This window comes from Micromonospora sp. NPDC047521 (assembly GCF_055587305.1).
This window is the reverse complement of record NZ_JBVJGN010000002.1, coordinates 513513-538133: the sequence shown is the minus strand read 5'-3', so window position 1 is coordinate 538133 and position 24621 is coordinate 513513. Positions and strand designations below refer to the sequence as shown.

General features: G+C 71.9%; 25 protein-coding genes and 1 tRNA gene. 15 read left to right on the top strand and 11 right to left on the bottom strand.

Translation table 11 applies throughout. The annotated features are described in order from the left end of the window. Nucleotides 1–19 precede the first annotated feature (19 nt). Entirely contained in the window at nucleotides 20–1369 is a 1350-nt protein-coding gene (locus ACZ6N8_RS06460) for a hypothetical protein (protein WP_466008008.1), read from the bottom strand. 114 nt (nucleotides 1370–1483) lie between these two features. On the opposite strand from ACZ6N8_RS06460, the gene ACZ6N8_RS06455 reads away from it, so the two are divergent. Continuing rightward, nucleotides 1484–2179 (top strand): PASTA domain-containing protein, encoded by a 696-nt coding sequence (locus ACZ6N8_RS06455; RefSeq protein WP_466008006.1) that lies wholly within the window; start codon nucleotides 1484–1486, stop codon nucleotides 2177–2179. Nucleotides 2180–2302: 123 nt separating this feature from the next. After that, complete coding sequence (locus tag ACZ6N8_RS06450) at nucleotides 2303–3196, top strand: PASTA domain-containing protein (protein WP_466008004.1); 894 nt, start codon at nucleotides 2303–2305, stop codon at nucleotides 3194–3196. A 7-nt stretch (nucleotides 3197–3203) separates the two neighbouring features. On the opposite strand, the gene ACZ6N8_RS06445 is transcribed toward ACZ6N8_RS06450, so the two are convergent. Further along, complete coding sequence (locus ACZ6N8_RS06445) at nucleotides 3204–3641, bottom strand: hypothetical protein (protein WP_466008002.1); 438 nt, start codon at nucleotides 3639–3641, stop codon at nucleotides 3204–3206. A 103-nt stretch (nucleotides 3642–3744) separates the two neighbouring features. Next, complete coding sequence (locus ACZ6N8_RS06440; protein WP_466008000.1) at nucleotides 3745–4029, bottom strand: hypothetical protein; 285 nt, start codon at nucleotides 4027–4029, stop codon at nucleotides 3745–3747. Nucleotides 4030–4657: 628 nt separating this feature from the next. On the opposite strand from ACZ6N8_RS06440, the gene ACZ6N8_RS06435 reads away from it, so the two are divergent. The 3 genes from ACZ6N8_RS06435 (at nucleotide 4658) to ACZ6N8_RS06425 (ending at nucleotide 6321) form a co-directional block, all read left to right on the top strand. Beyond that, nucleotides 4658–5539: a helix-turn-helix domain-containing protein gene (locus tag ACZ6N8_RS06435; RefSeq protein WP_030487606.1), complete on the top strand. Its 882-nt coding sequence runs from the start codon at nucleotides 4658–4660 to the stop codon at nucleotides 5537–5539. Then, entirely contained in the window at nucleotides 5509–5730 is a 222-nt protein-coding gene (locus tag ACZ6N8_RS06430; RefSeq protein WP_466008330.1) for a DUF397 domain-containing protein, read from the top strand. The genes ACZ6N8_RS06435 and ACZ6N8_RS06430 overlap by 31 nt, the downstream gene beginning before the upstream one ends. 204 nt (nucleotides 5731–5934) lie before the next feature. Beyond that, nucleotides 5935–6321 (top strand): hypothetical protein, encoded by a 387-nt coding sequence (locus ACZ6N8_RS06425; protein ID WP_139586803.1) that lies wholly within the window; start codon nucleotides 5935–5937, stop codon nucleotides 6319–6321. On the opposite strand, the gene ACZ6N8_RS06420 is transcribed toward ACZ6N8_RS06425, so the two are convergent. Further along, a complete protein-coding gene (locus tag ACZ6N8_RS06420; protein WP_466007998.1) occupies nucleotides 6304–6972 on the bottom strand; it encodes a hypothetical protein in 669 nt (222 codons plus the stop codon). The genes ACZ6N8_RS06425 and ACZ6N8_RS06420 overlap by 18 nt on opposite strands. Before the next feature lie 133 nt (nucleotides 6973–7105). On the opposite strand from ACZ6N8_RS06420, the gene ACZ6N8_RS06415 reads away from it, so the two are divergent. After that, nucleotides 7106–8665 carry a S8 family peptidase gene (locus tag ACZ6N8_RS06415; RefSeq protein WP_466007997.1) on the top strand — a complete coding sequence of 520 codons (1560 nt, stop codon included), beginning with the start codon at nucleotides 7106–7108 and terminating at the stop codon, nucleotides 8663–8665. 66 nt (nucleotides 8666–8731) lie between these two features. Here ACZ6N8_RS06415 and ACZ6N8_RS06410 read toward each other — a convergent pair whose 3' ends face one another. The 3 genes from ACZ6N8_RS06410 to ACZ6N8_RS06400 form a co-directional block, all read right to left on the bottom strand. Continuing rightward, nucleotides 8732–9538, bottom strand: coding sequence for a WecB/TagA/CpsF family glycosyltransferase (locus ACZ6N8_RS06410; protein WP_466007995.1), 807 nt, complete (start codon nucleotides 9536–9538; stop codon nucleotides 8732–8734). Next, a complete protein-coding gene (locus ACZ6N8_RS06405; RefSeq protein WP_466007993.1) occupies nucleotides 9535–10650 on the bottom strand; it encodes an NAD-dependent epimerase/dehydratase family protein in 1116 nt (371 codons plus the stop codon). Before ACZ6N8_RS06405 ends, ACZ6N8_RS06410 begins: the two co-directional genes overlap by 4 nt. 64 nt (nucleotides 10651–10714) lie before the next feature. Then, nucleotides 10715–10800 (bottom strand) — tRNA-Leu (locus tag ACZ6N8_RS06400). A gap of 208 nt (nucleotides 10801–11008) precedes the next feature. Here ACZ6N8_RS06400 and ACZ6N8_RS06395 point away from each other — a divergent pair. The 8 genes from ACZ6N8_RS06395 to ACZ6N8_RS06360 are packed head-to-tail and all read left to right on the top strand — an operon-like array spanning nucleotide 11009 to nucleotide 20699. Next, nucleotides 11009–11797 (top strand): FhaA domain-containing protein, encoded by a 789-nt coding sequence (locus tag ACZ6N8_RS06395; RefSeq protein ID WP_139586798.1) that lies wholly within the window; start codon nucleotides 11009–11011, stop codon nucleotides 11795–11797. A gap of 6 nt (nucleotides 11798–11803) precedes the next feature. Then, entirely contained in the window at nucleotides 11804–12289 is a 486-nt protein-coding gene (locus tag ACZ6N8_RS06390; RefSeq protein WP_074315675.1) for an FHA domain-containing protein FhaB/FipA, read from the top strand. Then, nucleotides 12286–13740, top strand: a complete 1455-nt coding sequence (locus ACZ6N8_RS06385; RefSeq protein ID WP_466007991.1) for a PP2C family protein-serine/threonine phosphatase — start codon at nucleotides 12286–12288, stop codon at nucleotides 13738–13740. The genes ACZ6N8_RS06390 and ACZ6N8_RS06385 overlap by 4 nt, the downstream gene beginning before the upstream one ends. 30 nt (nucleotides 13741–13770) lie before the next feature. After that, on the top strand, nucleotides 13771–15261 hold the full coding sequence (locus ACZ6N8_RS06380) for an FtsW/RodA/SpoVE family cell cycle protein (protein ID WP_466007990.1): 1491 nt from the start codon (nucleotides 13771–13773) through the stop codon (nucleotides 15259–15261). Next, entirely contained in the window at nucleotides 15258–16763 is a 1506-nt protein-coding gene (locus tag ACZ6N8_RS06375; RefSeq protein WP_466007988.1) for a peptidoglycan D,D-transpeptidase FtsI family protein, read from the top strand. Before ACZ6N8_RS06380 ends, ACZ6N8_RS06375 begins: the two co-directional genes overlap by 4 nt. A 1-nt stretch (nucleotide 16764) precedes the next feature. Beyond that, complete coding sequence (locus ACZ6N8_RS06370; RefSeq protein WP_466007986.1) at nucleotides 16765–18171, top strand: serine/threonine-protein kinase; 1407 nt, start codon at nucleotides 16765–16767, stop codon at nucleotides 18169–18171. Beyond that, nucleotides 18168–19985 carry a Stk1 family PASTA domain-containing Ser/Thr kinase gene (pknB, locus tag ACZ6N8_RS06365; protein WP_466007984.1) on the top strand — a complete coding sequence of 606 codons (1818 nt, stop codon included), beginning with the start codon at nucleotides 18168–18170 and terminating at the stop codon, nucleotides 19983–19985. Before ACZ6N8_RS06370 ends, pknB begins: the two co-directional genes overlap by 4 nt. Nucleotides 19986–20012: 27 nt before the next feature. After that, the gene (locus ACZ6N8_RS06360; protein ID WP_466007982.1) at nucleotides 20013–20699 is read left to right on the top strand and encodes a SanA/YdcF family protein; all 687 of its coding nucleotides are present in this window, start codon (nucleotides 20013–20015) and stop codon (nucleotides 20697–20699) included. Between the two features lie 3 nt (nucleotides 20700–20702). On the opposite strand, the gene ACZ6N8_RS06355 is transcribed toward ACZ6N8_RS06360, so the two are convergent. The 4 genes from ACZ6N8_RS06355 to ACZ6N8_RS06340 are packed head-to-tail and all read right to left on the bottom strand — an operon-like array spanning nucleotide 20703 to nucleotide 24042. After that, the gene (locus tag ACZ6N8_RS06355) at nucleotides 20703–21353 is read right to left on the bottom strand and encodes an aminodeoxychorismate/anthranilate synthase component II (protein WP_466007980.1); all 651 of its coding nucleotides are present in this window, start codon (nucleotides 21351–21353) and stop codon (nucleotides 20703–20705) included. Nucleotides 21354–21355: 2 nt separating this feature from the next. Then, the gene (locus ACZ6N8_RS06350) at nucleotides 21356–21640 is read right to left on the bottom strand and encodes a hypothetical protein (RefSeq protein ID WP_139586791.1); all 285 of its coding nucleotides are present in this window, start codon (nucleotides 21638–21640) and stop codon (nucleotides 21356–21358) included. 3 nt (nucleotides 21641–21643) lie between these two features. Continuing rightward, complete coding sequence (locus ACZ6N8_RS06345; protein WP_466007978.1) at nucleotides 21644–23242, bottom strand: class E sortase; 1599 nt, start codon at nucleotides 23240–23242, stop codon at nucleotides 21644–21646. Next, entirely contained in the window at nucleotides 23239–24042 is an 804-nt protein-coding gene (locus ACZ6N8_RS06340) for a DUF881 domain-containing protein (RefSeq protein ID WP_364369979.1), read from the bottom strand. The genes ACZ6N8_RS06345 and ACZ6N8_RS06340 overlap by 4 nt, the downstream gene beginning before the upstream one ends. A 222-nt stretch (nucleotides 24043–24264) precedes the next feature. On the opposite strand from ACZ6N8_RS06340, the gene ACZ6N8_RS06335 reads away from it, so the two are divergent. Continuing rightward, nucleotides 24265–24528 carry a cell division protein CrgA gene (locus ACZ6N8_RS06335; RefSeq protein WP_357989847.1) on the top strand — a complete coding sequence of 88 codons (264 nt, stop codon included), beginning with the start codon at nucleotides 24265–24267 and terminating at the stop codon, nucleotides 24526–24528. Nucleotides 24529–24621: the final 93 nt, after the last annotated feature.

The following is a 24621-nucleotide window of genomic DNA, read 5'->3' as shown; positions in this document are numbered from 1 at the left end:
CCACTGACGCGGCGGGCGGTCAGTCGGTGGAGGGGCGGGAGGGTTTGCGGGCACGGCGGCCGGCCGGGGTCGGCCCCGGCGTCGCCGTGTCGGCCGGGGTGGGGAGGTCGGGCTCCGTCCGTGGTGCCGGTATCCGGGGTGCGGCGCTCGCGTCGCCGGGCCGGGACCCTGCCGCTGCGCCGTCGGTTCGACCCCGCCGTGGCGAGGCGGCGGTCGAGGTACCTGCCGACGCGCCGGCCTCCGCTGCGTCGGGCTCCGCTGCGTCGGCTTTCTCGGGCTGAACGTCCGGGTCGGCCTGGGCAGCCCGCTCGGGCTGAGCAGCCGGGTCGGGCGGTGTGCTCGTGTCGGGCGTACCCGGACTGGCTGCCCGGTGTCGCTCGGCGCGTTCGGCGAGGACGGCGACGAGCACCGAGCCACCGATTCCGGCGATCACTGCGTACGGGGCGACAAGCTGGGTGGACAGCTGTTCCGGGCCCAGCGCCGACCAGCGCGGCAGGGTGCTCAGGTACGCGAGCGCGACGAGCAGCGGGCCGGCCGCCCCCGACGCCGTCGCGCCCACCCGGTGCCCCGGCGATCGGGTGGTCCTCCGGGCGGCCAGCGCCCCGATCACGAGTGCGGGGAGGAGCGCCAGCAGCGCACCGGGCCAGTAGAGCTGGTCTCCGATCCAGTACCTGCTGTGGTCCGGGTCGAGCTGCCAGGTGCCGAGCTGGGCACCGACCAGACCGCGTCCGACGCGTACCCCGTCGATCACCGAGACCACGGCGAGCAGCCACAGCCAGGCGGCCGTCGCCGTCACGTTCACGGCGGCGGCGCGGGAGCGCAGTGCCCAGAGCGCGACGAGGACGCCGATGACGATTCCCAGCGCCGTGTGGACGGCGGCGACGCGCTGCGGCGCCGCGGTGTCGGCGCCCTCCGCCACCCGCGCGGGTACGGCGACGAGGAGCACGGTGATCAGCCCGCCGAGCCCGGCGCCCAGGGCGATGGCCACCCGTCCCAGCAGGCTGCCGCCTTCAGCGGGTGGGGCGTCGGTACGTCGCCGGTCCGCTGTGGGTGGGTCGTCCGACACGGCCGGAGTGCCGGGCCTGTCGGTCGCCGACGGCCCGTGATCGCTGGCCACCTGGGACTCGTCGACCGGGACCGGCCGCTGGTGCAGCCGCTGGGCGCATACCGCACCGAGGACCGTTGAGCTGCCGGCCAGCCAGGTCGCCCAGGCGAGGCCGTCCGCCCAGGCCGTGTCGACGGCGCCGGCGTCGGTGGGCGTCCAGGTGATGACGCCGAGCCCGTAGCCGAAGCCCAGTTGTGCGGCGCCCGCGCCGGCAGCGACCCCGATCGCCGTCGCGATCGATACTCCCCAGCCCCGTCTGGCCATGCCGGGCAGCGTAACGTCCCGTCGGCGACGCGGCGAGTCGCGATGACGCGCCGGCAGGCGCGAACGGGCTTGGCGGTGACCGGTACGGTCGCCGGTGATGAGGCGGTGTGCGGTATGACGGACGCGAACACGGGTCGGCGGGATCCCGCCGACGGTCGGGACGGGGGCGGCGCGAGCCGGGCCACCGTCCTGCTCGGCGGTGGGCTGGTGGCGGTGCTCCTCGCCGCGGTGGGTGCGACAGGTGGCTGGCTGCTGGCCGACGAGGACGACGCCCCGGACGAGCCGCTCGCGGTGGCGAGCCTGACCGGCACGCCTACCGCCCGGACTGTCACAGCGCGGCCGAGCACGGGTCGGACCACGCCCTCGGCTCCCCGGACCTCCGCCAGCGCGACGAAGGGGGCCGGGCTGACCGTCCCGCCCGTCGTTGGCACCGATTTCGAAGAGGCCCGGGACATGCTGCGCAAGCAGCGGCTGGGCTGGCGGCTGGTCTTCGGCGGCGGCACCGGTCGTACGGTGCAGAGCGCCTCGCCTTCCGTGGGCACCGAGGTCACCAGGGGCACCACCGTGCAACTCCAGGTGGCCGGCCCGCCGCCGCCCGCGGAGGTGCCGGATGTGGTCGGTGACGACTGCGCCAGGGCCGCCGACGAGTTGGTCGAGGAGGGGCTCTACCCGAGCTACCGCAGCGGGCGCAGTGGAAAGGTCAGCCGACAGGAACCGACCGAGGACGGTTCGGCCCGCTGGAACGACCAGGTGAGCATCTGGTGCGGTGCGAACCCGGGCGACCAGCCGAGCGTGAAACCCACCTCCTGACCCTGGGGTCCGGCGTTCGTTTCCGGCTCGCCGGGGCCGCTGATCCGCGCCGATGGCGGTACGGGCCGCTAGGTTGACGGTCGAGGGCCGTGCCGCCCGCCCCGGTTCCGGAAAGGACGTGCGATGAGCGACGACCGCCAGGAGCCGCCCGCCGGGGAGCCCGACGACGACCGGACCCGCCCTCTCCCTCCCGCCGACCGGCCGGCGCCGCCGCGCGCCGCACCCGATGAGACCGCGCCCCTGAACCGTGCCGCGTCGCCCGATGAGACCGCGCCCTTGAACCGGGCCGCGTCGCCGGATGAGACGGCGCCGATGAACCGGGCCGCGCCGCCGGGCGGGCCCGATGCGACGGTGCCCTCCGACCAGACCATGCCCATCGACAGGTCCGGGCCGTCACAGCCGGCGGACCGCACGGCGCGGATGCCCGTCGAGCGGTCCAACCCCGCGCCGTGGTCGGGGCGCGCGGAGGTGCGACCGCCGCGACCGGCCGAGCCCGCCGGCGACTGGTACGCCGAGGAGCAGAGTGGGCGGCGGTGGTGGCTGCCGATCCTCTGGGGCGTGCTGGCGCTGGTGCTGGTAGGTCTGCTCGGGGCCGCGCTCTGGGTGGTGCTCAACGCCCGGGACAACGACCGGGACGACCCGGGGTCCACCCCGTCGCCGCCGCCGGGCAGTGCCACCAGCGCCGTGCCGACAAGCGCCGCTCCGACGTCCGCGTCGCCGAGCAGTGCGTCGCCGAGCAGCCCGCCGCCGTCGAGCGAGCCCGCCGAGGTGCCCGTGCCGCCGGTCGCCGGCCTGCCGCAGGCCACCGCCGAAGGGCTGCTGGAACGGCTCGGCCTGTCCTACCGGGTGGTGTACCGCCCGTCGGAGCTGCCGCCGGGGACCGTGGTGGGCACCGAGCCGGAGGCCGGGGCGACCGTGTCGGACGGCGAGGACGTCCTGCTGATCGTCTCGCAGGCCCGCCCCTCGACCGGGAGCGGCACGACCACACCTGGCAGGACGGCGACCAGCACGCCGTGACCCCTGCTCACCACATCCGACGGCGGGTGCCGACCAGGCCGAGGCCGGCGAGCGAGATGGTGAGACCGAAGATCCCTGACCAGAACAGGGACCTGCGGACGTCCGTGGCGGTGTGCCCGGCCGGGCCCGACCCGGCGAGGTCCTGCCGTCCGTCGGACTGACCCCCGGCGCCGCCACCAGCGACCGACCCGGTCGGGTCTGTCGCTTCGGCGTGCTGGGTGGGTGCGACGGCACCGATCCAGCCGGGGTCGTCCTGCACGTGTGGGTCGGCGTCCACCACTGTGATCTCCGGTGCGGGTACCGGAGTGGTCAGCCGGGTAGCGGACGACGCCGGGTCGCGGGCCAGGACCACGAGTGTGGCCACGGCCCCGAGCAGGGCGAGCAGTCCGAGAGCGTAGGCGATACGGGAGCGGTGGTGCCGCCGCGGGGCGGGCTGATTGACCATGAACCATCCCAGGCTCAGGGCCCTGGAACGTGCGGTGGAACGTGCCGGGGTGGGCGTACCAATTCTATGGCGACGGCACGCCCACCGCGGCGGATCGCGGTGGTCAGCCCACCCGGACCGGGGTACGGGAGGCGGGCCGCCGCGTCCTTACGGTGTGCGGGCGGGGTTCCGGTGCGGCCTGCACCTGTTGCAACCCTTCCCGCTGAACGAAGATCGACCGTCTGTTGACCGCGTCGCCCGCGGCGTTGAGCTCGTAGCCGTCGAGCCAGAGCCAACCGTCGTACGTCGGCCAGTCGAGCACACGGATGACCCGGAACATGATCGGCCTGAGGAACTGGACACTCGCCGCGCGAGTCACGTGCAGAACGTCACCGGAGCGGGGAAGCACATGGGCTCCTGGGGAGGGTTGGCCGGCGGTGGGGCCGGCGGTGACTGATCGGGGGGAAGAGTCTCGGCCGGTGACGGGGTCGTGCCTCGTGGACCGGTGATGCGATGGTGGTGGTCGGGCCGTACCTCGCTGGTGGCGCGCCGCCACCCGACCATCACCCGGCTGCTCTCCGGGAACCGCGCCCGCCGCCGCAGCTTGCCGGCTTGCAGCGGCGGGGTCTTCACCCGGGGGCAGGTCTCGGTGTCGCCGGCCGGATCCGCGTCGTGTCCGGCCCCGGATCGGTGGGGTCACCACTCCGGGGGAGCGGACGGAGACGCTGAGTGATCCGTGCCATACGGACAGACTGCATCAGGGACGTGCTTCATGCAAGTTGCACGTCGACTTTTGCCGATACGTGAGCGTGTCGCGCAAAGCGGCGCTTGAAGCCATCCGCGTCCGGACGGCACACTGAGGGCCGGTTTCGCCCGTCGCGGCCGGCCGATGACCGGCACCACCCCCCCTCGTCGCGAACGCTCGCCGGTCGACGGTCGCGCCCCCGGCGGGTGTCACCCAGTGGCGCGTTACCGGAGGTAGCCCGAGTGGGGTCGAGCAGCCAGCGGCGGGGACCACTGACTTCTTGGATCGCGCCATGAGTGAGCGGCGCAGTCCGACCATCAGACGGCGGCGGCTCGGTGCCGAGCTGCGCCGCCAACGGGAGTCCGCCGGAATCACCATCGAGGTGGTCGCCGAGCAGTTGGAGTGTTCGGCGTCGAAGGTCTCCCGGATCGAGACGGGCCACACCACTGCCACGCCCCGCGACGTGCGGGACATGCTCCGGATCTACGGCGTGGTGGGCGCCGAGAGCGACGAGCTCGTGCAGATCGCCCGGGAGGCCCGGCAGAAGGGCTGGTGGCACCCGTACAGCACGGTGCTCGTCGGCGCGTACGTCGGGCTGGAGGCCGCGGCGAGTTCGATCCGGGCGTACGAACAGCAGGTGGTGCCGGGTCTTCTGGAGACCGAGGAGTACGCCGGGGCGATGATCCGCGCCGCCCGGCCGGACTTCACCGCCGATCAGGTGCACCAGAGGGTGCGTGTCCGTCTGGGCCGTCAGTCGTTGTTGACCCAGGACGATCCGGTCGATCTGTGGGTGGTGCTCGATGAGGCGGTGGTAAGTCGGCCGGTGGGCGGGGACGAGGTGATGCGCGGCCAGCTGAAAAGGCTGGTCGAGGTGGCCGAGTTGCCGAACGTGACGCTCCAGATCCTCCCCTTCGAGGTGGGGGCGCACGCCGGCATGGACGGGACCTTCACGATCCTCAGCTTCCCCGAGCCCGGTGATCCGGATGTTGTGTACGCGGAGAACGCCACGGGTGGGCTTTTCCTCGAGAAGAGCGACGAACTACAGAAGTACAGCTTCATCTTCGATCACATCCGTGCCGCGGCCATTCGTCCGGAGGAGTCCGTCGCACACATCGCAAAACTGGCAGAGGAGCCGTTGTGGAAATGGCGACCAAGGGGTTCCCCGTGGACCTGACGCAGGCAACGTGGTTCAAGAGCTCGAAGAGCGGGCCGAACTGTGACAACTGCGTGGAGGTGGCGTACGTGACCGGAGCGGTCGGAGTGCGGGACTCGAAGGACAAGGCCGGCCCGGCCCTGGTCTTCGCCCCGGGTGACTGGCACGCCTTCGTCGCCGGCGCCAGAGGTGGTGTGTTCGGCTCGGCCTGACCGAGTATCACGTGGGTCCCCGTCCGGTTCCGACCGGGCGGGGGCCTTCCCGTGCCCGGGGCGGGTGCTGTGAAGGGCGCCGGCCGCGAGGTTCCGCCGGGATTCCCGTCGCCACAGCGGGTCCGTCTCGTTGAACCGGTCGGAGCGGCGCTGGTCGATGACCCGCCGCACCGATCCCGCAACCGAGCGAGGTAGGCGAGACGGATGACGACGATCGGGTCAGACAATCTCACCAACGGTCCGGGTAAGCCGGAGCGGTTCGGTGGCAAGTACCGCGGGGCGCGCCGGGACACCGTACTGACCGAGGTGGTGTCGAGCGAGCAGGAGCCGTCCGCCGCCGAGTCGGCCGACCCGCCTCTCTCGCTGCCCTCTCTCGACCCGAATCCGCTCGTCGAGCCGTCGTTCCCGCCGAGCGGCTGGCCGCCGGAGGCCACCGGGTCACTTGCCGACCATCCGCTGCTGCGCGGTCTGCTGCTGGAGTTGCCGCCGAAGGGCAGCGTCCCGCCGCCCGGCTGGCTGGACCGCTGGTTCGAGGCGACCCGGGCGATCCTGGAGCTGCTGTACGTGCAGGGGTCAGGCCGCTCGCGCTGACGGCGACGCCGCCGGTCGGGTCCGCTCGGCGAGCCGGCTGTGCCGGAGCGCGTGCCGGACGCCGATGACAGCCACCGCGAGCGCGCCCACGGTGATCGCCGGACCTGTCACGCCCGGCTCGGCACCGAGGTCGGCGCCGGTGGCCGCGATCACCGCCGGCAGTGTGGTCAGGGCGCTCACCTGCAACGGCAGCCCGACGAGGGGATGGGCCGCGTCGGCGCGCAGGCCGTACGGCGCGGGGGTGCCCGGTGCGCTGGCGAACGCGCCGGCTCCGGCCCACAGCCGGCGGATGCGGCGTACCGAACTGGCCGCCACCACGAGCGCGGGGCCCATGGTCAGGGTCAGTCCGGCGGCTGCCCGGTCGATCGGGGCGGCGCCGGAGCTGAACAGCCCGCCGGCGAGCACGGCCGCGGTGAGCGCCACGCCGGTCGCGGCGAGGGCCAGCAACCATCCGGTACGCCGGCGCAGCGCGCGGGTGTTGCGCAGGCGGGGCAGGCTGTCGGCCAGGACGCCGGCGGCCACCCAGACGGCGGCGATCGGCAGCAGGATGGTGAGCTGACTCTCCATGTCGGAGAGTCTTTCCCGGATCGGCCCGGCGCGAATCCGGGCCTGCCCCCGTTCGCCCCGGACCCAGGTCCCGTAGGGGGTCATCCCTCCGATGTTATGGACGTTTCGACATGTCCCCCCGGGCGGGTGCTGAAATACCCTCAGCTCGATCGGCAACAGTCGATCGATGTTGGGGCCGGTGGTCGCGATCCGCCGCCGGTCGGAGGGAGGTAGGCAGATGGGTCTTCCACGCAGATCAGTACTGGTCGGGGTGGCCACCGCGACCGTGCTGGCCGTCGGCACCCCGGCCCTGGCCGCCGAACCGGTCGGCGAGATCCGGTCCGCCGGCGGAGCCACCGCCGTGTCGGACAGCTACATCGTCGTGCTCAAGGACAGCGCGGTGTCCCGCGACCGGGTCGGTGACACCGCGAAGCGGCTGTCCGGCCGTCACGGCGGCAAGGTGGCCCGCACCTACGGCGCGGCGCTGCGCGGCTTCGAAATCACCCTGAGCGCGAACGCGGCGGCCCGCATCGCCGCCGACCCGGCGGTGGCGTACGTCGAGCAGAACCACACCGTCTCGATCTCCGGAACGCAGGCCAACCCGCCCTCCTGGGGCCTGGACCGGATCGACCAGCGCAACCTGCCCCTGGACAGCTCCTACACCTACCCGAACACGGCGAGCAACGTGCACGCCTACATCATCGACACCGGCATCCGCTTCTCCCACAACGACTTCGGCGGCCGGGCCACCTCCGGCTACGACGCGGTGGACGGCGGGTCGGCCGACGACTGCAACGGCCACGGAACGCACGTCGCCGGCACCGTCGGCGGGTCGGCGTACGGGGTCGCGAAGGGCGTCCAGCTGGTCGGCGTACGGGTGCTGAACTGCTCCGGCAGCGGCACGACCGCAGGCGTGATCGGCGGCGTCGACTGGGTCACCCAGAACGCGATCAAGCCGGCGGTGGCGAACATGAGTCTCGGCGGCGGCGCGAACACCTCGCTGGACACCGCAGTGCGCAACTCGGTCGCCTCCGGCGTGACGTACGGCCTGGCGGCCGGCAACGACAGCGGCGCGAACGCCTGCAACACCTCCCCCGCGCGGGTCACGGAGGCCATCACGGTGGGCTCGACGACCAACTCGGACGCCCGCTCGTCGTTCTCCAACATCGGCACCTGCCTGGACATCTTCGCCCCGGGCTCGTCGATCACCTCGGCCTGGTACACGAGCAACACCGCGACAAACACGATCAGCGGCACCTCGATGGCCACGCCGCACGTGGTCGGCGCGGCTGCTCTGCTGGCCAGCGCCAACCCGAGCTGGACCCCGGCGCAGGTCCGCGACCAGATGGTGGCCAACGCGACAGCCAACGTGGTGGGCAACGCCGGCTCCGGCTCGCCGAACCGGCTGCTCTACGTCGGCTCCGGCGGCACCACCCCGCCGCCGCCGACCGGCTGCACCGGCACCAACGGCACCGACGTCTCGATCCCGGACGCCGGCGCGGCGGTGACCAGCTCGATCACCATCTCCGGCTGTGGCCGGAACGCCTCGTCGGCCTCCACGGTGGCGGTGAACATCGTGCACACCTACCGGGGTGACCTGGTCATCGACCTGCTCGCACCGGACGGCAGCGCGTACCGGTTGAAGAACAGCAGCACCTCGGACAGCGCCGACAACGTGAACACCACGTACACGGCCAACGTCTCGGGTGAGGCCGCCGACGGCACCTGGCGGCTCCAGGTACGCGACACGTACTCGGCCGACACCGGCTACATCAACACCTGGACCCTTACCGTCTGACCGCCTCCACGAGCGAGGCCCCGTCCGCTTCCGCGGGTGGGGCCTCGTGTCGTACCGGATCGGCTGTCAGACCGCGAAGGTGGCCGGCCGTTCGGTGGCCGGGGCCGGCGGGCGCGCCTTCCACAGGCCGGTCTTCTGCCCCGCCAGCCGGGCCAGGTACGCCGGGTTGAGGATCACGTAACGCTTCCAGAGGCGCTTCGGCTCCAGACCGAGCCGCCAGAACCACTCCAGCCCGGCACGCTGCATCCACGGCGGCGGCTGGCGCAGCAGCCCGGCGTGGTAGTCGAACGCCGCGCCGACAGCCATCAGCGGCATGTCGAGCAGCGGTCGCATGGCGTACGTGAAGACCTCCTGGCGCGGGCAGCCGAGCCCGACCAGGACCAGTCGGGCGCCGCTGGACCGGATCCGGTCGGCGATCTCCGCGTCCTCGCCCGGCTGGACGGCCCGGAACTTGGACGGCTCCACGCCGGCGATCTTCAGCGCGGGGAACATCCGCTCCAGCGCCGGGATCAGCTTGGCGAGCGTCTCCTCGGTCGACCCGTACAGGTAGACCGGCAGCCCTTCGTCGGCGAAACGGGACAGCACGTGCAGGGTCAGCGTCGGCCCGTAGACGCGGTCCGTGAGCCCGGCGTGGTGCAGCAGGTTGAGCGCCCAGCGCACCGGCTGACCGTCCGGCGTGACCATGTCGAACGAGTTGAGCCGGGCGTTGTGCGCCGGATCCAGGACGCCTGTCATCACGCCGTGCACGGCCAACGCGGTAAGCGCGAAGGGACGCCGCTCGTGCGCGGCGGTCACCACGGCGTCCGTCGCCGTGGCGTAGTCGGTGGCGTCGACCAGGACGCCGAGTACGTTGCGCTTGGTCCGAGCGGTCATGACTGGGGCACCCACTTGTCCACGTTGGCCTCGTAGATCTCCCGCAGGATCATGGGTACGTCGTAGGTGATCCTCCAGTCCGGGTACTGCTCCTCGAACCGGGCCATGCTGCTGACGTACCACTGGTGGTCGCCCGTGCGGTTCTGCTCGACGTAGTTGATCCGCGCCTCGCGGCCGGCGATCTCCTCGGCGATCCGGAACGCCTCGATGTGCGAGGTGTTGGAGTGCCGTCCACCGCCCAGGTTGTAGACCTCAGCCGAGCGCGGCGCCCGGAAGAACGCCTCGAACGCGGTAAGCACGTCCCGGGAGTGGATCGCGTCGCGGACCATCTTGCCCTTGTAGCCGTACAGGTTGTACGTCCGGCCCTCCATCACGCAGCGCATCAGGTACGCCAGGAAGCCGTGCAGCTCGGCAGCCGAGTGCGCCGGGCCGGTCAGTGTGCCGCCCCGGAAGCAGGCGGTCCTCATGTCGAAGTAGCGGCCGTACTCCTGGACCATCACGTCCGCGGCGACCTTGGAGGCGCCGAAGATCGAGTGCAGGGAGCTGTCGATCGACATGTCCTCGGTGATCCCGTTGTACCACCTGTGGTCCTCGGGCAGCTCGTACCGGGTCTCCAGCTCGATCAGCGGCAGGCTGTTGGGCCGGTCGCCGTACACCTTGTTCGTCGAGCAGTGGATGAACGGCGCGTCGATGGCGTGCAGCCGGGTGTTCTCCAGCATGTTGAGAGTGCCACCGGCGTTGACGTCGAAGTCCGTGTACGGCTCCTTCGCCGCCCAGTCGTGGCTCGGCTGCGCGGCGCTGTGGATCACCACGGCGATGTCCGAGCCGTACTTCTTGAACACCTGCTCCAGGCCGTCGCGGTCCCGGATGTCCACCGCGAAGTGGGTGTACGCACTACCGAGGTCCCGGCCGAGCCGCTCCAGGCTCCACGAGGTGGAGCCGTCCTCACCGAAGAAGTACCGGCGCATGTCGTTGTCGATGCCGACGACATCCAGGCCGAGGCCGGCGAAGTGCCGGACCGCCTCGGAGCCGATCAGACCACCAGACCCGGTCACCAACGCGACACTCACACGCCACTCCTGGTCCATCGGAGGCAGAATCCATCGGAGCATAGCGTGACGCCCGGCACGCCCCGATATGACGGAAGGGCCCCGCAGTGTGCGGAGCCCTCGTCGTTGGTGGGGATGGGGGGAGTTGAACCCCCACGCCCTTTCGGGCACACGGACCTGAACCGTGCGCGTCTGCCATTCCGCCACATCCCCGTGGCACAACCCGGAACACTCTAAGCCGTCCCGATCCCGCTGTCTCCAGCGGGCCTCGGGAATACTACGCTGTCCCAGGCGCTCGCCACGAGCGGTTACCGTTCGTGGCGGACGAAAGATTAGCACGGCAGTCCCGGTCCTTCCGAGCGGGCCGGGAGCAGGCGGCCGAGCGGCGTGTGAGCTGCACGCGCGCCGGCCGGATACCATCATGTCCTCGGGACCCGAGGAGGAGCCGGTGAGCGTGCTGCAACGCTTCGAGAAGCGTCTGGAAGGCCTGGTCGAAGGGGCTTTCGCCAAGGTCTTCAAAGGGGTGGTCCACCCCGTGGAGATCCTCAACGCCATGCAGCGGGAGGCCGAGGCGCACAAGGCGATCCTGGCCGGTGGGCGCACGTTGGTGCCCAACCGCTACGTGATCGATCTCTCGCCGTTCGACCACAGTCGTCTGGCGCCGTACGCCGCCGCACTGGCCCAGGAGCTGGCCCAGTCGCAGGCGGAGTTCATCGGCGAGCAGGCCTGGACGGTCTACGGCGACGTGATCGTCGAGATCGAGCGGGGGGACGGCCTGGACACGGGGATGTTCCGCGTCACCGCCGAGGTCTACACCGGTGGCGAGGTCGCCCCGGTGTCGGCACCCGGCTACGACGCCGGCCCGCCCGCCTACCCCGCGTACGACCAGGGCGGTGGCTACGGCCCGCCGCCCGGCCACGGTGGCGGCCGCAACGTGCGGCTGGTCTCCGGCGACGGCCGCACCTACCCCCTCCAGATGGGGTCGACGGTGATAGGTCGCGGCGACCAGGCCAACCTGCGCCTGCCGGACGTCGGCATCTCCCGGCGACACGCCCGGCTGGATTTCGACGGCGGTCAGGTGGTGCTCACCGATCTGGGGTCGACAAACGGCACCATGGTCAACGGTCAGCGGGTCTCCGCCGTCGCCCTCAACCCGGGTGACATGGTCCAGCTCGGCACCACGACGCTGACCTTCCGCGTGGACGGCTGACCCGCCTTGCCGGAACTGGTCATCACCGTTGCCCGGTTCGGATTCCTGATCCTGCTGTGGATCTTCGTGTTCACGGTGGTGGGCGTGATCCGTCGGGACCTGTTCGCGGGGGCCCGGTCCGGTCGCCTGGTGGCGGCGCCACGAGCCGTTGGCGCCTCGACGGGGCAGGCGGCCAAGCCGGCGAAGGTGAAACGGGGCAGGGCGGCACACCAGCTGGTGGTGACCGCCGGCCAACTGGCCGGCACCCGGATCACTCTCGGTGAAGCGCAGATCACCATCGGTCGGGCCGAGGACTCCACCCTGGTCATCACCGACGACTACGCCTCCGCGCGGCACGCCCGGCTCGTGCCCCGCGACGGTCAGTGGTTCGTCGAGGACCTCGGCTCGACTAACGGCACGTACCTCGATCGCGCTAAGGTCACCGGACCAACCCCCGTCCCCCTCGGCGTGCCGATCCGGATCGGCCGCACTTCCCTCGAATTACGGCCATGACTCTGACCCTGCGCTATGCGGCCCACAGCGACCGCGGTCTGATCCGAGACGGCAATCAAGACTCCGTCTACGCCGGGCCGCGGCTACTCGCCGTTGCCGACGGCATGGGCGGCATGGCCGCCGGTGACGTCGCCAGCAACATCGTCATCGGTGCCATGGCGCCGCTCGACGAGGACGTCCCGGGGGACGCTCTCGTCGACGCGTTGCGTTCGGCCGTGGGTACCGCCAACCAACAACTCCGCGACACGGTGGACGCCAACCCGCAGTTGGAGGGGATGGGCACCACGCTGACTGCCACCCTCTTCACCGGCAGCAAGCTGGGGATGGTCCACATCGGCGATTCGCGGGCCTACCTGCTGCGCAACGGTGAGTTCGCGCAGATCACCAAGGACGACACGTACGTCCAGATGCTCGTCGACGAGGGCCGGATCAGCGCCGAGGAGGCGAGCAGCCACCCGCAACGGTCGCTGCTGACCCGTGCCCTGGACGGCCGGGACATCGACCCGGAGTACTCGGTGCGTCAGGTCCTGCCCGGCGACAGGTACCTGATCTGCAGCGACGGACTGTCTGGCGTGGTCAGCGCCGAGACCATCGGTGAGACCATGCGGGAGTACACCGACCCGCAGCAGTGCGTCGAGCGACTGGTGCAGCTCGCGCTGCGCGGCGGCGGCCCGGACAACATCACGGTGATCATCGCCGACGCCACCGACCAGGACATCGTCGAGGCGACCCCGATCGTCGGCGGCGCCGCCGCCCGGGACCGGGGCATGGCCACCTCCGCCGACGACTCCACCCCGGCCGCCCGGGCCTCCGCGCTCTCCGCGCCACGCCCGGCCGCGCCGGAGGAGCCGAACGCGTCGGACGACGAGCCGGAGCGGCCGAAGCGCCGGCCGGTGCGGACCGCCGCCATGGCGCTGGCCCTGCTGGTGATCGTCGGTGGCGCGGCCTTCGGCGGCTGGACGTACACCCAGCGGCAGTACTACGTGGGCGCCACCGAGGAGGGCCAGGTCGCCGTCTTCCGGGGCATCCAGGGTCAGATCGCCGGCATGGACCTCTCCACCGTGCACCGCACCAGCGGGACCAGGCTTGACGACCTCACCGTCGCCGCGCAGGACACCGTCAAGGTGGGCATCCGGGCCAAGAACGAGCCGGACGCCGAGCGCCAGCTCGCCGAGCTGACGAGCGACACCCCGACCAACCCCAACCTGAAGCCGCTCTGCCCGTCCGACCCGACGGTGGTGGCCGGCTCGCCGACCCCGGACGGGACGCCCGCGCCACCGAACGGCAGCCCCAGCGCGCCGGCGACTCCCAACGGGTCCGTGACCACGGGCCCGACCCCTGGGATCACCGCCACCGCCGGCGTGACCGGCCCGACGACCGCACCCGACGCCACGCCCTCCGACTCGACACCGCCGACGCTCGATCCGGCCGGTTGCCGGTCTCCTGAGTGAGCGTCGACTGAGATCCCGAGGATTCCACCCGTGACCGTAGCGGCCACACCGGCGCCCTCGCCCGCGACCACGGGCGGGCAGTCCGGCGTACGCCTGGCCCGGTCCCGACGCAACGCCGAGCTGTCCCTGCTGCTGCTCGCCATGGTGCTGGTGGCCGCGTACGGGGCGACGGTCGAGGCGAACCTGCTCGACACCGTCACCCCGGACTTCTGGATGCCCGCCGCCGCACTCGGCGCGGTCTTCCTCGGCCTGCACCTGGTCATCCGGTTCCTCGCCCCGTTCGCCGACCCGGCCCTGCTGCCGGCGGTGGCCCTGCTCAACGGCCTCGGGGTGGGCTTTCTGCGCCGCATCGACCTGGGCGAGGCGCCGGTGGCCGACCGGGAGAGCCTTGCGGTGTTCGCGGGCATCGGGGGGCGGCAGCTGGCGTGGACGCTCGCCTCGGTGATCCTCGCCGCCGGCCTGCTCGCCATCATGAGAGACCACCGCTCGGTGTCCCGGTACGCGTACACCCTGGGGTTGGCCGGCATCGTGCTGGTGATGCTTCCGGCGGTGCTGCCGTCCAGCATCTCGGAGATCAACGGCGCCAAGCTGTGGATCCGGGTGGGCGGTTTCTCGATCCAGCCGGGTGAGTTCGCCAAGTTGGCGCTTCTTGTCTTCTTCGCCTACTACCTGGTGCGCAAGCGTGAGGTGCTGTCGCTTGCCAGTCGGCGTGTGCTCGGCATCGACTTCCCGCGCGGGCGCGACCTCGGCCCGGTGGTCGTGGTCTGGTTGATCAGCCTTCTGGTGCTCGTCTTCGAGAAGGACCTGGGCACCTCGCTTCTCTACTTCGGCATGTTCGTGGTGACTCTCTACATCGCCACCGAACGGGTCAGTTGGCTGCTCATCGGTCTGGTCCTGTTCTTCGGCGGCGCCTACCTGGCGTACGTCCTCGGCTCGACGGTCGGCGGCCCGTTCGCCAACTTCTACCTGCGGGCGGAGATCTGGCTGGACCCGTTCGCCGACCCGACCGACAAGGGCTACCAGCTCGTGCAGGGGCTGCTCGCCCTGGGCACGGGTGGGCTCTTCGGCGCGGGGCCGGGCGGCGGCCAGCCGGAGATCCTGCCGGAGGTGCAGAACGACTTCATCTTCGCCGGCATCGGTGAGGAGATCGGCCTCTTCGGGCTCTCCGCGCTGCTGGTGGTCTACCTGCTGATCGTGGAGCGGGGGCTGCGTGCCGCGCTCGCGGTACGGGACTCGTTCGGCAAGCTGCTCGCCGGTGGTCTGGCGTTCACCCTCGGCCTGCAGGTCTTCGTGATCGTCGGCGGGATCAGCAAGCTCATTCCGCTGACCGGTCAGACCACCCCGTTCCTGTCCGCAGGTGGCTCGTCGCTGATGGCCAACTGGTTGCTCATCGCGGTGCTGCTGCGGGTCTCCGACGGAGCCCGCCGGCCGGTCACCGGTGGTGGCGGCAAGGCCGCCCGGCCCGCCGGTGGTCCGCCGGAGCAACTGCACGGTGCCCCCACGGAGGTGATCAAGCCGTGAACGCACCCCTGCGCCGCGTCGGCGTCGTCGTCATTGTCCTGTTCGGTCTGCTCTTCGCCAATCTCAACTGGATCCAGGCCTACAAGGCGGACGAGTACCGCACCAGCGACTACAACGGTCGGGTCCAGGTCGCCGACTACAAGATCAAGCGCGGCAACATCGAGGCCGGCGGCACGGCACTGGCCACCAGCAAGGAGACCACCGGCAAGCTGAAGTTCCTGCGCACCTACCCGGGTGGCGCCAAGTACGCCCACGTGCTCGGCTACAAGCCGGTCAACCTGGCGGACCGGGGCATCGAGCAGGTGGAGAACGACTTCCTGGCCGGCACCAGCGACCAGCTCATCGGTGACCGGTTCAAGGACATGTTCACAGGTGACCAGACCGGTGGCGGCAACGTGCTGCTCACGCTCTCCAAGCGGGCCCAGGACGTGGCGTACGACCAGATGCGCAACAACCAGGTCGGGGCGAAGCGGGGCGCGGCCATCGCCATCGACCCGAGTACCGGGGCGGTGCAGGCGCTCGTCTCCATGCCGAGCTTCGACCCGAACCCGCTGGCCAGCCACGACACGGACGAGGCGGCGGCGGCGTTCAACAAGCTGGAACAGGACCCGGAACGTCCACTGAACAACAGGGCGCTCGGCGAGACGCTGCCGCCGGGCTCCACCTTCAAGATCGTGGTGGCGGCGGCGGCGCTGGAGAACGGCGTCACGAAGAACACCCCGATCCCGGCCGGCTCCAGCTACACCCCTCCCACGTCCGGCGAGCCGATCCGTAACGCCGCCCCCTCGATCTGCCCAGAGTCGCAGGTCACCCTGATGGAGGCGGTCACCGAGTCGTGCAACACCGGCTTCGCCCAGCTCGGTGTGCGACTCGGTGCCAACGCCCTCAAGGAGAAGGCCCGCCAGTTCGGCTTCGAGCAGGAGGACCTGACTGTCGGGCAGCTCGGTGAGGGTGGCCTGCCCACGGCGGCCAGCCGGACCGGCACCATCCAGAACACCGACGGCGGCGACGACCCGGCCGCGCTGGCCCAGTCCTCGATCGGTCAGCGGGACGTGCGGATGACGCCGCTGGAGGGCGCCATGATCGCCGGTTCGGTCGCCAACAACGGCAAGCAGATGCGGCCGTACCTGGTGCGGCAACTGCTCGCTCCCGACCGCACCACCAGCTACTACACCGCCAACGCGCGGGAGCTGCGCCAGCCGGTCACCCCGCAGGTCGCAGGCGACCTGCGGGACATGATGGTCAGCGTGGTCCAGAACGGGACAGGTAAGAAGGCCGCGATCAGCGGCTACAAGGTCGGTGGCAAGACCGGCACCGCGCAGTCCGCCCCGGACCGGCCCGACCACGGCTGGTTCATCGGCTTCGCCCTGGACAAGAACGACAAGCCCGTCTCCGCGGTCTGCGTGGTGCTGGAGCAGGCAGGCAGCGGTGGCAGCGCCGAGGCGGCCCGGATCGCCGGTCAGATCATGCGCGCGGCCATCGCCGACCCCGGGGGCCGCTGACATGCTCAGCCCCGGGGTCCAGCTCGGCAACCGCTACCGTCTCGACGAGCGGATCGCCAGCGGCGGCATGGGCGACGTGTGGCGCGGCACCGACCAGGTCCTCGGGCGGACGGTGGCGGTGAAGAGCCTGCTCCCCGCCCTGCTCGACGATCCGGACTTCGCCGAACGCTTCCGCGGCGAGGCCCGGACGATGGCCACCATCAACCACCCAGGAGTCGTGGACGTCTACGACTTCGGCAACGACCAGCAGATCGCCTTCCTGGTCATGGAGTACGTCGAGGGCGACGCCCTGTCGTCGACGCTGAGCCGGGTCGGCCGGCTCACCCCGGCCCGGACGATGGCCCTCGTCGCGCAGGCCGCCGACGCGCTGCACGCCGCGCACGAGAAGGGCATCGTGCACCGGGACGTGAAGCCGGGCAACCTGCTGGTCCGGCCGAACGGCACGCTCGTGCTCACCGACTTCGGCATCGCCCGCTCCGACCTGGTCGGCCAGCTCACCGCCGCCGGGTCGGTGCTGGGCACCGCCTCGTACATCTCGCCCGAACAGGCCACGGGCGGCGTCGCCACCCCGGCGTCCGACGTGTACGCGCTCGGCGTGGTCGCGTACCAGTGCCTCGCCGGGCGGCGCCCGTTCGAGGGTGACAACCCGCTCGACATCGCCATGCGGCACGTCCGGGAGACGCCCCGCCCACTGCCCGCGGACATCCCGCCGCAGGTCAGGGCCGTTGTGGAACGGGCGTTGGCCAAGGACCCGGCCGCGCGCTGGCCCAGCGCGGCAGCTCTCGCGCAGGTCGCCCGTCAGCTCAAGGCCGCGCTTTCCCAGCAGGCCCGGGGCGGCGGTCACCCCGGCCCGGTCTCCGGGGCGCCGGCCTCACCGGCGGCACCCGGTCGGGCCCAGGTGCCCCAGTCGCAGCACCACCGCGCCCCGCACCGTCCGGCGCCCGCCGGGCAGCGACCGACCGCCGTCGCCCCGCCCCAGCAGCCCCGCCCCACCGCCGTCGCGCCGGCCGTCCCGTACGCCCGGCCCCCGGCCGGCGCGGCAGGCTACCCGCGCGGCGCCGCGGCGGTGCCGCCGGCACAGACCCGGCAGGAACACCCCCCGGCGTACGTGCGGCAGGCCGGCCCGACGCCATCCACGCCCGAACCCCACAGGTCCCGGCCCGGAATGGTGCTTCTCGCCATCCTGCTCGCCGTACTGGTCCTGCTCTGCTCGGGCGTGATTTCCTACAACCTGCGGAAGCAGTCGCAGTCCGGCGAAACCGGTGCGCTGGCTCCGCACGCGGCGACGTCCGGCGCGCTGCGGCTCGACGGACGCGACGATCCGACCCGGACGTCGTACCGTCGTGAGGTACGGCTCCAGCCGGTCGACGGCGGGACGACGACGAGCGAAGGACGACAGACGCGATGACAGCGCAGGCCCGCCTGCTCGGTGGCAGGTACCAGGTCGGCGAGCTGCTCGGCTATGGCGGCATGGCCGAGGTGCACCGCGGTCGCGACCTCCGGCTCGGTCGGGACGTCGCGATCAAGATGCTCCGCACCGACCTCGCCAGGGATGCGACGTTCCAGATGCGGTTCCGGCGGGAGGCGCAGAACGCGGCGTCGCTCAACCACCCGGCGATCGTGGCGGTCTACGACACCGGCGAGGAGACCGCGCCGACCGGCGAGACGCTGCCGTTCATCGTCATGGAGTTCGTCAACGGCCGGACGCTCAAGGAGGTGCTCGGCGCCGAGGGTCGGTTGCAGCCCCGCCGGGCTCTGGAGATCTGCGCCGACATGTGCGCGGCCCTGGAGTTCAGCCACCGGCACGGCATCATCCACCGGGACATCAAGCCCGGCAACGTGATGCTCACCCAGACCGGCCAGGTCAAGGTGATGGACTTCGGCATCGCGCGGGCTCTGGCCAGCGGCGCGACCACCATGACGCAGACCAGCGCGGTGATCGGCACGGCGCAGTACCTGTCCCCGGAGCAGGCGCGCGGCGAGGCCGTGGACGCCCGCTCCGACGTGTACGCCGCCGGCTGCGTGCTCTTCGAGCTGGTCTGCGGGCACCCGCCGTTCGTGGGCGACAGCCCGGTGAGCGTCGCGTACCAGCACGTACGGGAGACCCCGCCGACGCCTAGCGACATCAACCCGGACGTCACCCCGGCCATCGACGCGATCGTGCTCAAGGCGCTGTCGAAGAACCCGCTGAACCGCTACCAGAGCGCCGGTGAGATGCGCGCCGACCTGCTCCGCGCCGCCGCCGGCCGGCCCGTGCTGGCCACGCCTGTGATGCGCGAGGCGGAGACGGTGGCGATGGCCCCGGCCGGTAGCGGGGGCGGCTACCCGGCTGCCGCCGCTGGGCAGCAGACCCGGCAGATCCCGGCCCGGGTGGGCGATCCGCGGCAGCGCAAGGCGTCGTCCTGGCTGATCGCGATGTTCAGCGCGGTGGGCGTGCTGGCGGTGATCGCCCTGGTCGCCGCCCTGCTCTGGAGCCAGCAGGGCAAGGACCTGAAGTCGGTGCCCACCCTCACGGGTAAGAGTCAGGAAGCCGCGATCACCGAGATCCGCAATGCCGGCTTCCAGGCGGTGGTGGGCGAGCCGGTGATGGAGAGCAACTGCCAGAAGGACACGGTGGTCCGGCAGAATCCGCAGCCGGGCGCGCGGCTGGAGGAGACGCGTCAGATCACCATCCAGATCTGTGGCGGCGCGCCCGAGGTGACCGTCCCGGTAGGCCTCAAGGGCAGCAAGCTGGAGAGCGCCATCGCCCGTCTCGAGGAAGCGAATCTCGTCGCCGACGTCAAGACAATCAACAGCGAGGCGAGCCAGGACGAGGTACTCAGCGTCGACCCTCCGTCGGGGCAGCGCGTCCCCGAGGGCACGAAGGTGACGCTCACCGTGTCGAACGGCAAGGTCCGCGAGGTGCCGGACGTCGTCGGGCTCAGCCAGGAGGAAGCCACCCGCGTCCTCCGCAACGCCGGCTTCACTGTCGTTCCGCAGGAGGGTCCGGAGGTCCCTGCCGCCGACGCGGGGAAGGTCACCGATCAGAGCCCGAACGCCAAGGACAAGAAGCCGACGGGTACGAAGGTGACCATCAAGGTCAGTCAGCCCGAGCCGGAGACCGACCCGACGCCCTCCGTGACGCCTTCGGGCACGCCGACGACCACGCCGACCACACCGGGCAACGGAGGTGGCATCGGTCTGCCGTTCCCGCCCCCGCCGTCCCGGCTTCCGCAGGATTGATTCCGGGCACGGCGTGCGGGCATCGGTGTGAGTGACGATGCCCGGCCGGTGAAGCGGTGGCCACGGCGGCTGCGCCGCCTGGCCGTCCTCGGCGCCGTCCTGCTGCTGCTCGTCAGTCTGCCGTGGCTGTGGACGACGATCTCCGCGCGCGGCCACGTGTACGAGGCGGCCGACGCGCCCACGGCTGACGTGGTGATCGTGCTCGGCACCGCGGTGGCGGCCGACCGGCAGCGGCCTGGCGAACGGCTCGCCGGCCGGCTGGACACCGCCGCCGCCCTGGTGACCAGCGGGAGGGCTAAGGTCGTCCTCGTCTCCGGTGACGGCGGTGGCGCGTCGGGTGACGAGACGGCGGTGATGACGTCGTACCTCGCCGAGCTGGGTGTCGACCCGAAACGGGTGGTGGCCGACCCGTTCGGCCTGGACACCTACGACAGTTGCGCCAGGGCCCGCGAGGTGTACGGCATCGAGCGGGCGCTTATCGTCACGCAGTCCTACCACCTGTCCCGGGCGGTGACACTGTGCCGGCATCTCGGTCTCGACGCCGACGGGGTTACCGCCGGCTGCCCCGGTTGCGGGCGGGCCCTGCTCGTCGAGAAGTCGGCCCGGGACTACTTCGCCAGCGGCAAGGCGGCGTGGGACGCGGTCCGCGGCCGGTCACCGGCGGTCCGTTCGCCGGCCGATCCGGCGGTCCGGGACGCGCTGCGGGGAAGCTGACCCTCAGGCGGCGGCGAAGGCGGCCCGGCGGCGGGCGTCGACCTCGGCGGCCAGCGAGGGGGCGCGTTCCAGCGCCTCGGGGTGGCCGCAGTCGGCCAGCCAGTTGGCGAGCATCAGGTGCCCGCCCTCGGTGAGCACCGACTCCGGGTGGAACTGCACGCCCTCGATGGGGAGCGTCCGGTGCCGCATCGCCATCACGACGCCGGAGCCGGTCCAGCCGGTGACCTCCAGCTCGTCGGGGAGCGTCTCGGGCAGCACCGCGAGTGAGTGGTACCGGGTGGCGGTGAACGGGTCCGGCAGACCGGCGAGGACGCCGACCGAGCGGTGCCGTACCTCGGAGGTCTTGCCGTGCAGCAGCTCGGGGGCGCGGTCGACTGTCGCGCCGAACGCCTCACCGATCGCCTGGTGGCCGAGGCACACGCCGAAGATCGGCAGCTCGCCCGCGTACTCCCGGATGACGTCCAGGCAGATGCCGGCGCGGTCGGGGCTGCCCGGCCCGGGTGAGAGCAGGACACCCGCCGCGCCCACCCGCCCCACCTCGGCGACGTCGATCTCGTCGTTGCGGCGGACCTCGCACTCCACGCCGAGCTGGCCGAGGTACTGCACCAGGTTGAAGACGAACGAGTCGTAGTTGTCGATCACCAGGACGCGCATGGTCACCTGCTCGGGGAGGGAGGCGCGGGGTTGTTCTGGTCGGTGTCGTACGGCAGGTCGTGCTCGTCGCCGGCCGGGGTCTCCCCGGTCACGGCGTCACCGCCGCCCGGGTCACCGGGCACCCCCGAATCCTGGGTGACCTGCACGTCGTCGAAGGGCAGCAGTGGTTCGGCCCACGGAAAGGCCACGTACCAGAGCAGGGCCACCGCGGCGGCGGCGAGCAGCACCGAACCGGCAAGCTTTCCGGGCAGGCCGAAGGGCAGCTTGCGCCAGATGAACGCGTACATGGGTCAGCCTCCCAGCTCGGCCGGGCGGCCCGCCGACTTGGGTTGGGTCCGGTCCAGCTCGGCGTGGACGATCAGCCGCTGGTAGTTGTCGAACTTGGGGTTGCAGGTGGTGAGGGTGAGCATCCGCCTGGTCGGCTTCTTGTCCGGCTCGCCGGGCACCGGGGCCACCACCTCGACCTGCGTCGGCTTGACGATCCGCGACTGCGACACCCGGTAGACGTACCAGTCGTTCTTGCCCTCGACGACTATCGCGTCGCCGTCGTCGAGCTCGTCGAGCCGCCAGAAGGTGGCCCGGTTGCGGTGACCCGCCACGGAGAAGTTGCCGATCTGGCCGGGCATCGCGCTTGTCGGGTAGTGACCGGGGGCGTACCTGATGTCGGCCTGGGTGACGCCCTCGACTACCACCCAGTTCTTGTCGAGCTTGGGGATGTAGAGGCCCGCGATCGGCTTGCCGCGCACCGGCGGGGACGGCTTGGCGCTGGGCGCGGCGGCCGACGGCGCGACGGTCGGGGAGTCGGTGGGGGCCCACGCCTCGGCGAGCTGGCTGCTGAGGTCGTTCTGGTGGGCGTCGACGATTGCCGACTTGCCCCACACCTCGTAGCCGGCGAAGAGCAGCACCACGAGGCCGAAGGTGATGAGGACCTCGCCGGAGATCCGGATGCCGGTACGCACCCGGGAGGCGAACGACGGTCGGGTGAGCTCCGAGTAGACGCTCTTGTAGCCCTCACCGATCTGGTGCGGCCGGAGCTGGACCACCCGCTCACCGCGTCGGGGCCGGGGAGGCTCGGCGGGGCTGTCGCTGGCGCCTGTCGGGTCGTCGGTCGTCGGCGTACGGGGCACGGCGCCCATCAGGGCCGTCGAGTCCATGGCCGGCGGGCGGACCGACGGGCCGCCGGAGACGGTGGGGATCAGCGCGGTGGCGGACGGGTCGGCGGCGCGCTGAGGCCCGGCCGGGGGGATCGAGCCGGCTGGTGAGGTCGGGGAGGCGCTCGGCCGTGCGGGACCGGCGCCGACCTTGGGGATGAACGCGGTGGGCGCGTCACCACCCGCCGGGGTCGGAGTGTCCGAGGCCGCCGGTCGGATCGCGGGGCCGGGAGCGGGAGCGGACGGCCGCGGTGGTAGCCCTGCGGGCGTACCCGGGCTGGTCGGCGTGGCCTGCGGCGGGCCTGGCGTGCCTCCGGTGGCCGGTGGCCGGCTCGACGACCCCGGTGCGGGGGTGCGGGTGGGCAGGTCGCCGAGGCTGCTCGCGCGGGCCGGGCCCTGGTTGGGTGCGGTCGGTCGACCGGGAGTCGCGGGGGGACGGCCAGGTCCGGCGTGCGGCCCGGGTGTCGCGGCACCGGGCCAGGGCGGCGGCGCGCCAACGGACGGCGGCATCGCGGCCGGCGGCGGCATCGCGGCCGGCGCGGCGGCTGGCGGCGGCATCGCGGCCGGCGGCTCGGGGCTGGCCGGTGGGCGCGTGGCCCGGGGGCGGGTCGGCAGCTCCGGGGTGGGCCAGTTGCTCGCCGGGCCGGGCCGGGACGCCGGCTCGGGTCGGTCGACCTTCGGCAGGAACTCCGTCGGGTCGTCCGCCTGGTCCCGGTGTCGCCCGTCCGCGCCGCTCACCTGGGCACCGTAGCCGAACGCAGGGCGGTCGAGTCCTCGAACGCCGGCACCGTCACCCTGGCGACGGCCTCCTCCTTGTAACCGAGCTGGTAGTCGTCGACTGCGTCCTTGAACAACCGGACTCCCTCGGAACCGGCGAGGGCCTGCTGAAGGGCAGCGGGATCGCCGATTGCTACGATCTTGAACGGTGGGGAGTACACCCGCCCGTGGAGCAGCAGGGTGTTACCGACGCAGCGTACCGCGCTGGTCGCGAGCACGCGGACGTTCATGATTGACATGGCCTCCGCCCCGCCGGCCCACAGCGCGTTGACCACCGCCTGGACGTCACCCTGGTGCACCACCAGGTCGTCGTTGCTGGCGTCCGGGTGGACCTGGTCCGACTGCGGCGCGTCGTTCAGCTCGACAGTCACGCCGGGACCGGCGAGCGCGGTGAAGCCGGCGGCCTGGAGGCTGCCTGCGGCGCGGTCCCGCTGGGCCTTGATCGGGCCGTCCGAGTCGGCGAGCGAGTCGGTCCGTTGTTCGACCTCGCCGCGCAGTTCGGCGGCCCGGCGTTCGCTCCCCGCTACCTGCTCGCGGCGGTCCTCGATGAACTGGTTGAGCTGCGGCCGACGATCCTCGCGCAGCGCGGTGCCGTCGGCGGTGGTGGCGGAGGTGGTGAAGAGCAGCCCGGCCGCGGCGGCGATCAGGGGCACCCCGATCGACCAGCCCGGACGACGTTGGCGAGGCCGCCGGGGCAGCAGCCCGGCGCCGGCCCGTCGGAGGACCTTCTGCCAGGAGGCAGCGCCGGATGTGTACTCCACCGAGCGTTCCTTCCGGTTGTCGGGGATCGGTCCGCCCCGGCCCGGCCGGTGATGCGAACAGTCCCGCCTTTTTCGGTCACTCCGTGCACCGGCCTGACCCCATTCGTGGTCCGGGCGGGCGTTCCGGACTACGCTAGCTCTCGAACATTATTGGCCATGGACCGTCGCCCCCGCGCCCGGTTGTCAGGCCGGACGAGGTCGTCACCCCCTCTGGAGAGCGTCGTGCCCAAGTCACAGGTCCGCAAGAAGAAGGTGTACACCCCGCCGACGGACGTGCGTCCGACGACGGCGGCGACGTCGCGCAAGCCTAGCCCGGTGTGGTTGCCGGTCACCGCTGTCGCCCTGATCGTCGCCGGCATCGGCTGGCTTGTCGTCTACTACCTCTCCGAGCAGCAGTACCCGGTCATGTCGTGGGGTTACTGGAACCTCGCGGTGGGCTTCGGTGCGATGGTCGCCTCGCTGGTGCTGCTCTCCCGCTGGCGCTGAGTCGGCTCCGGCGCCGAGACGCCGGAGGATCCACGTCACCTCACGTGCCCCTGCCCGGCAGGACTGGGCGGGGCACCCTATGGTGTCCGCAGG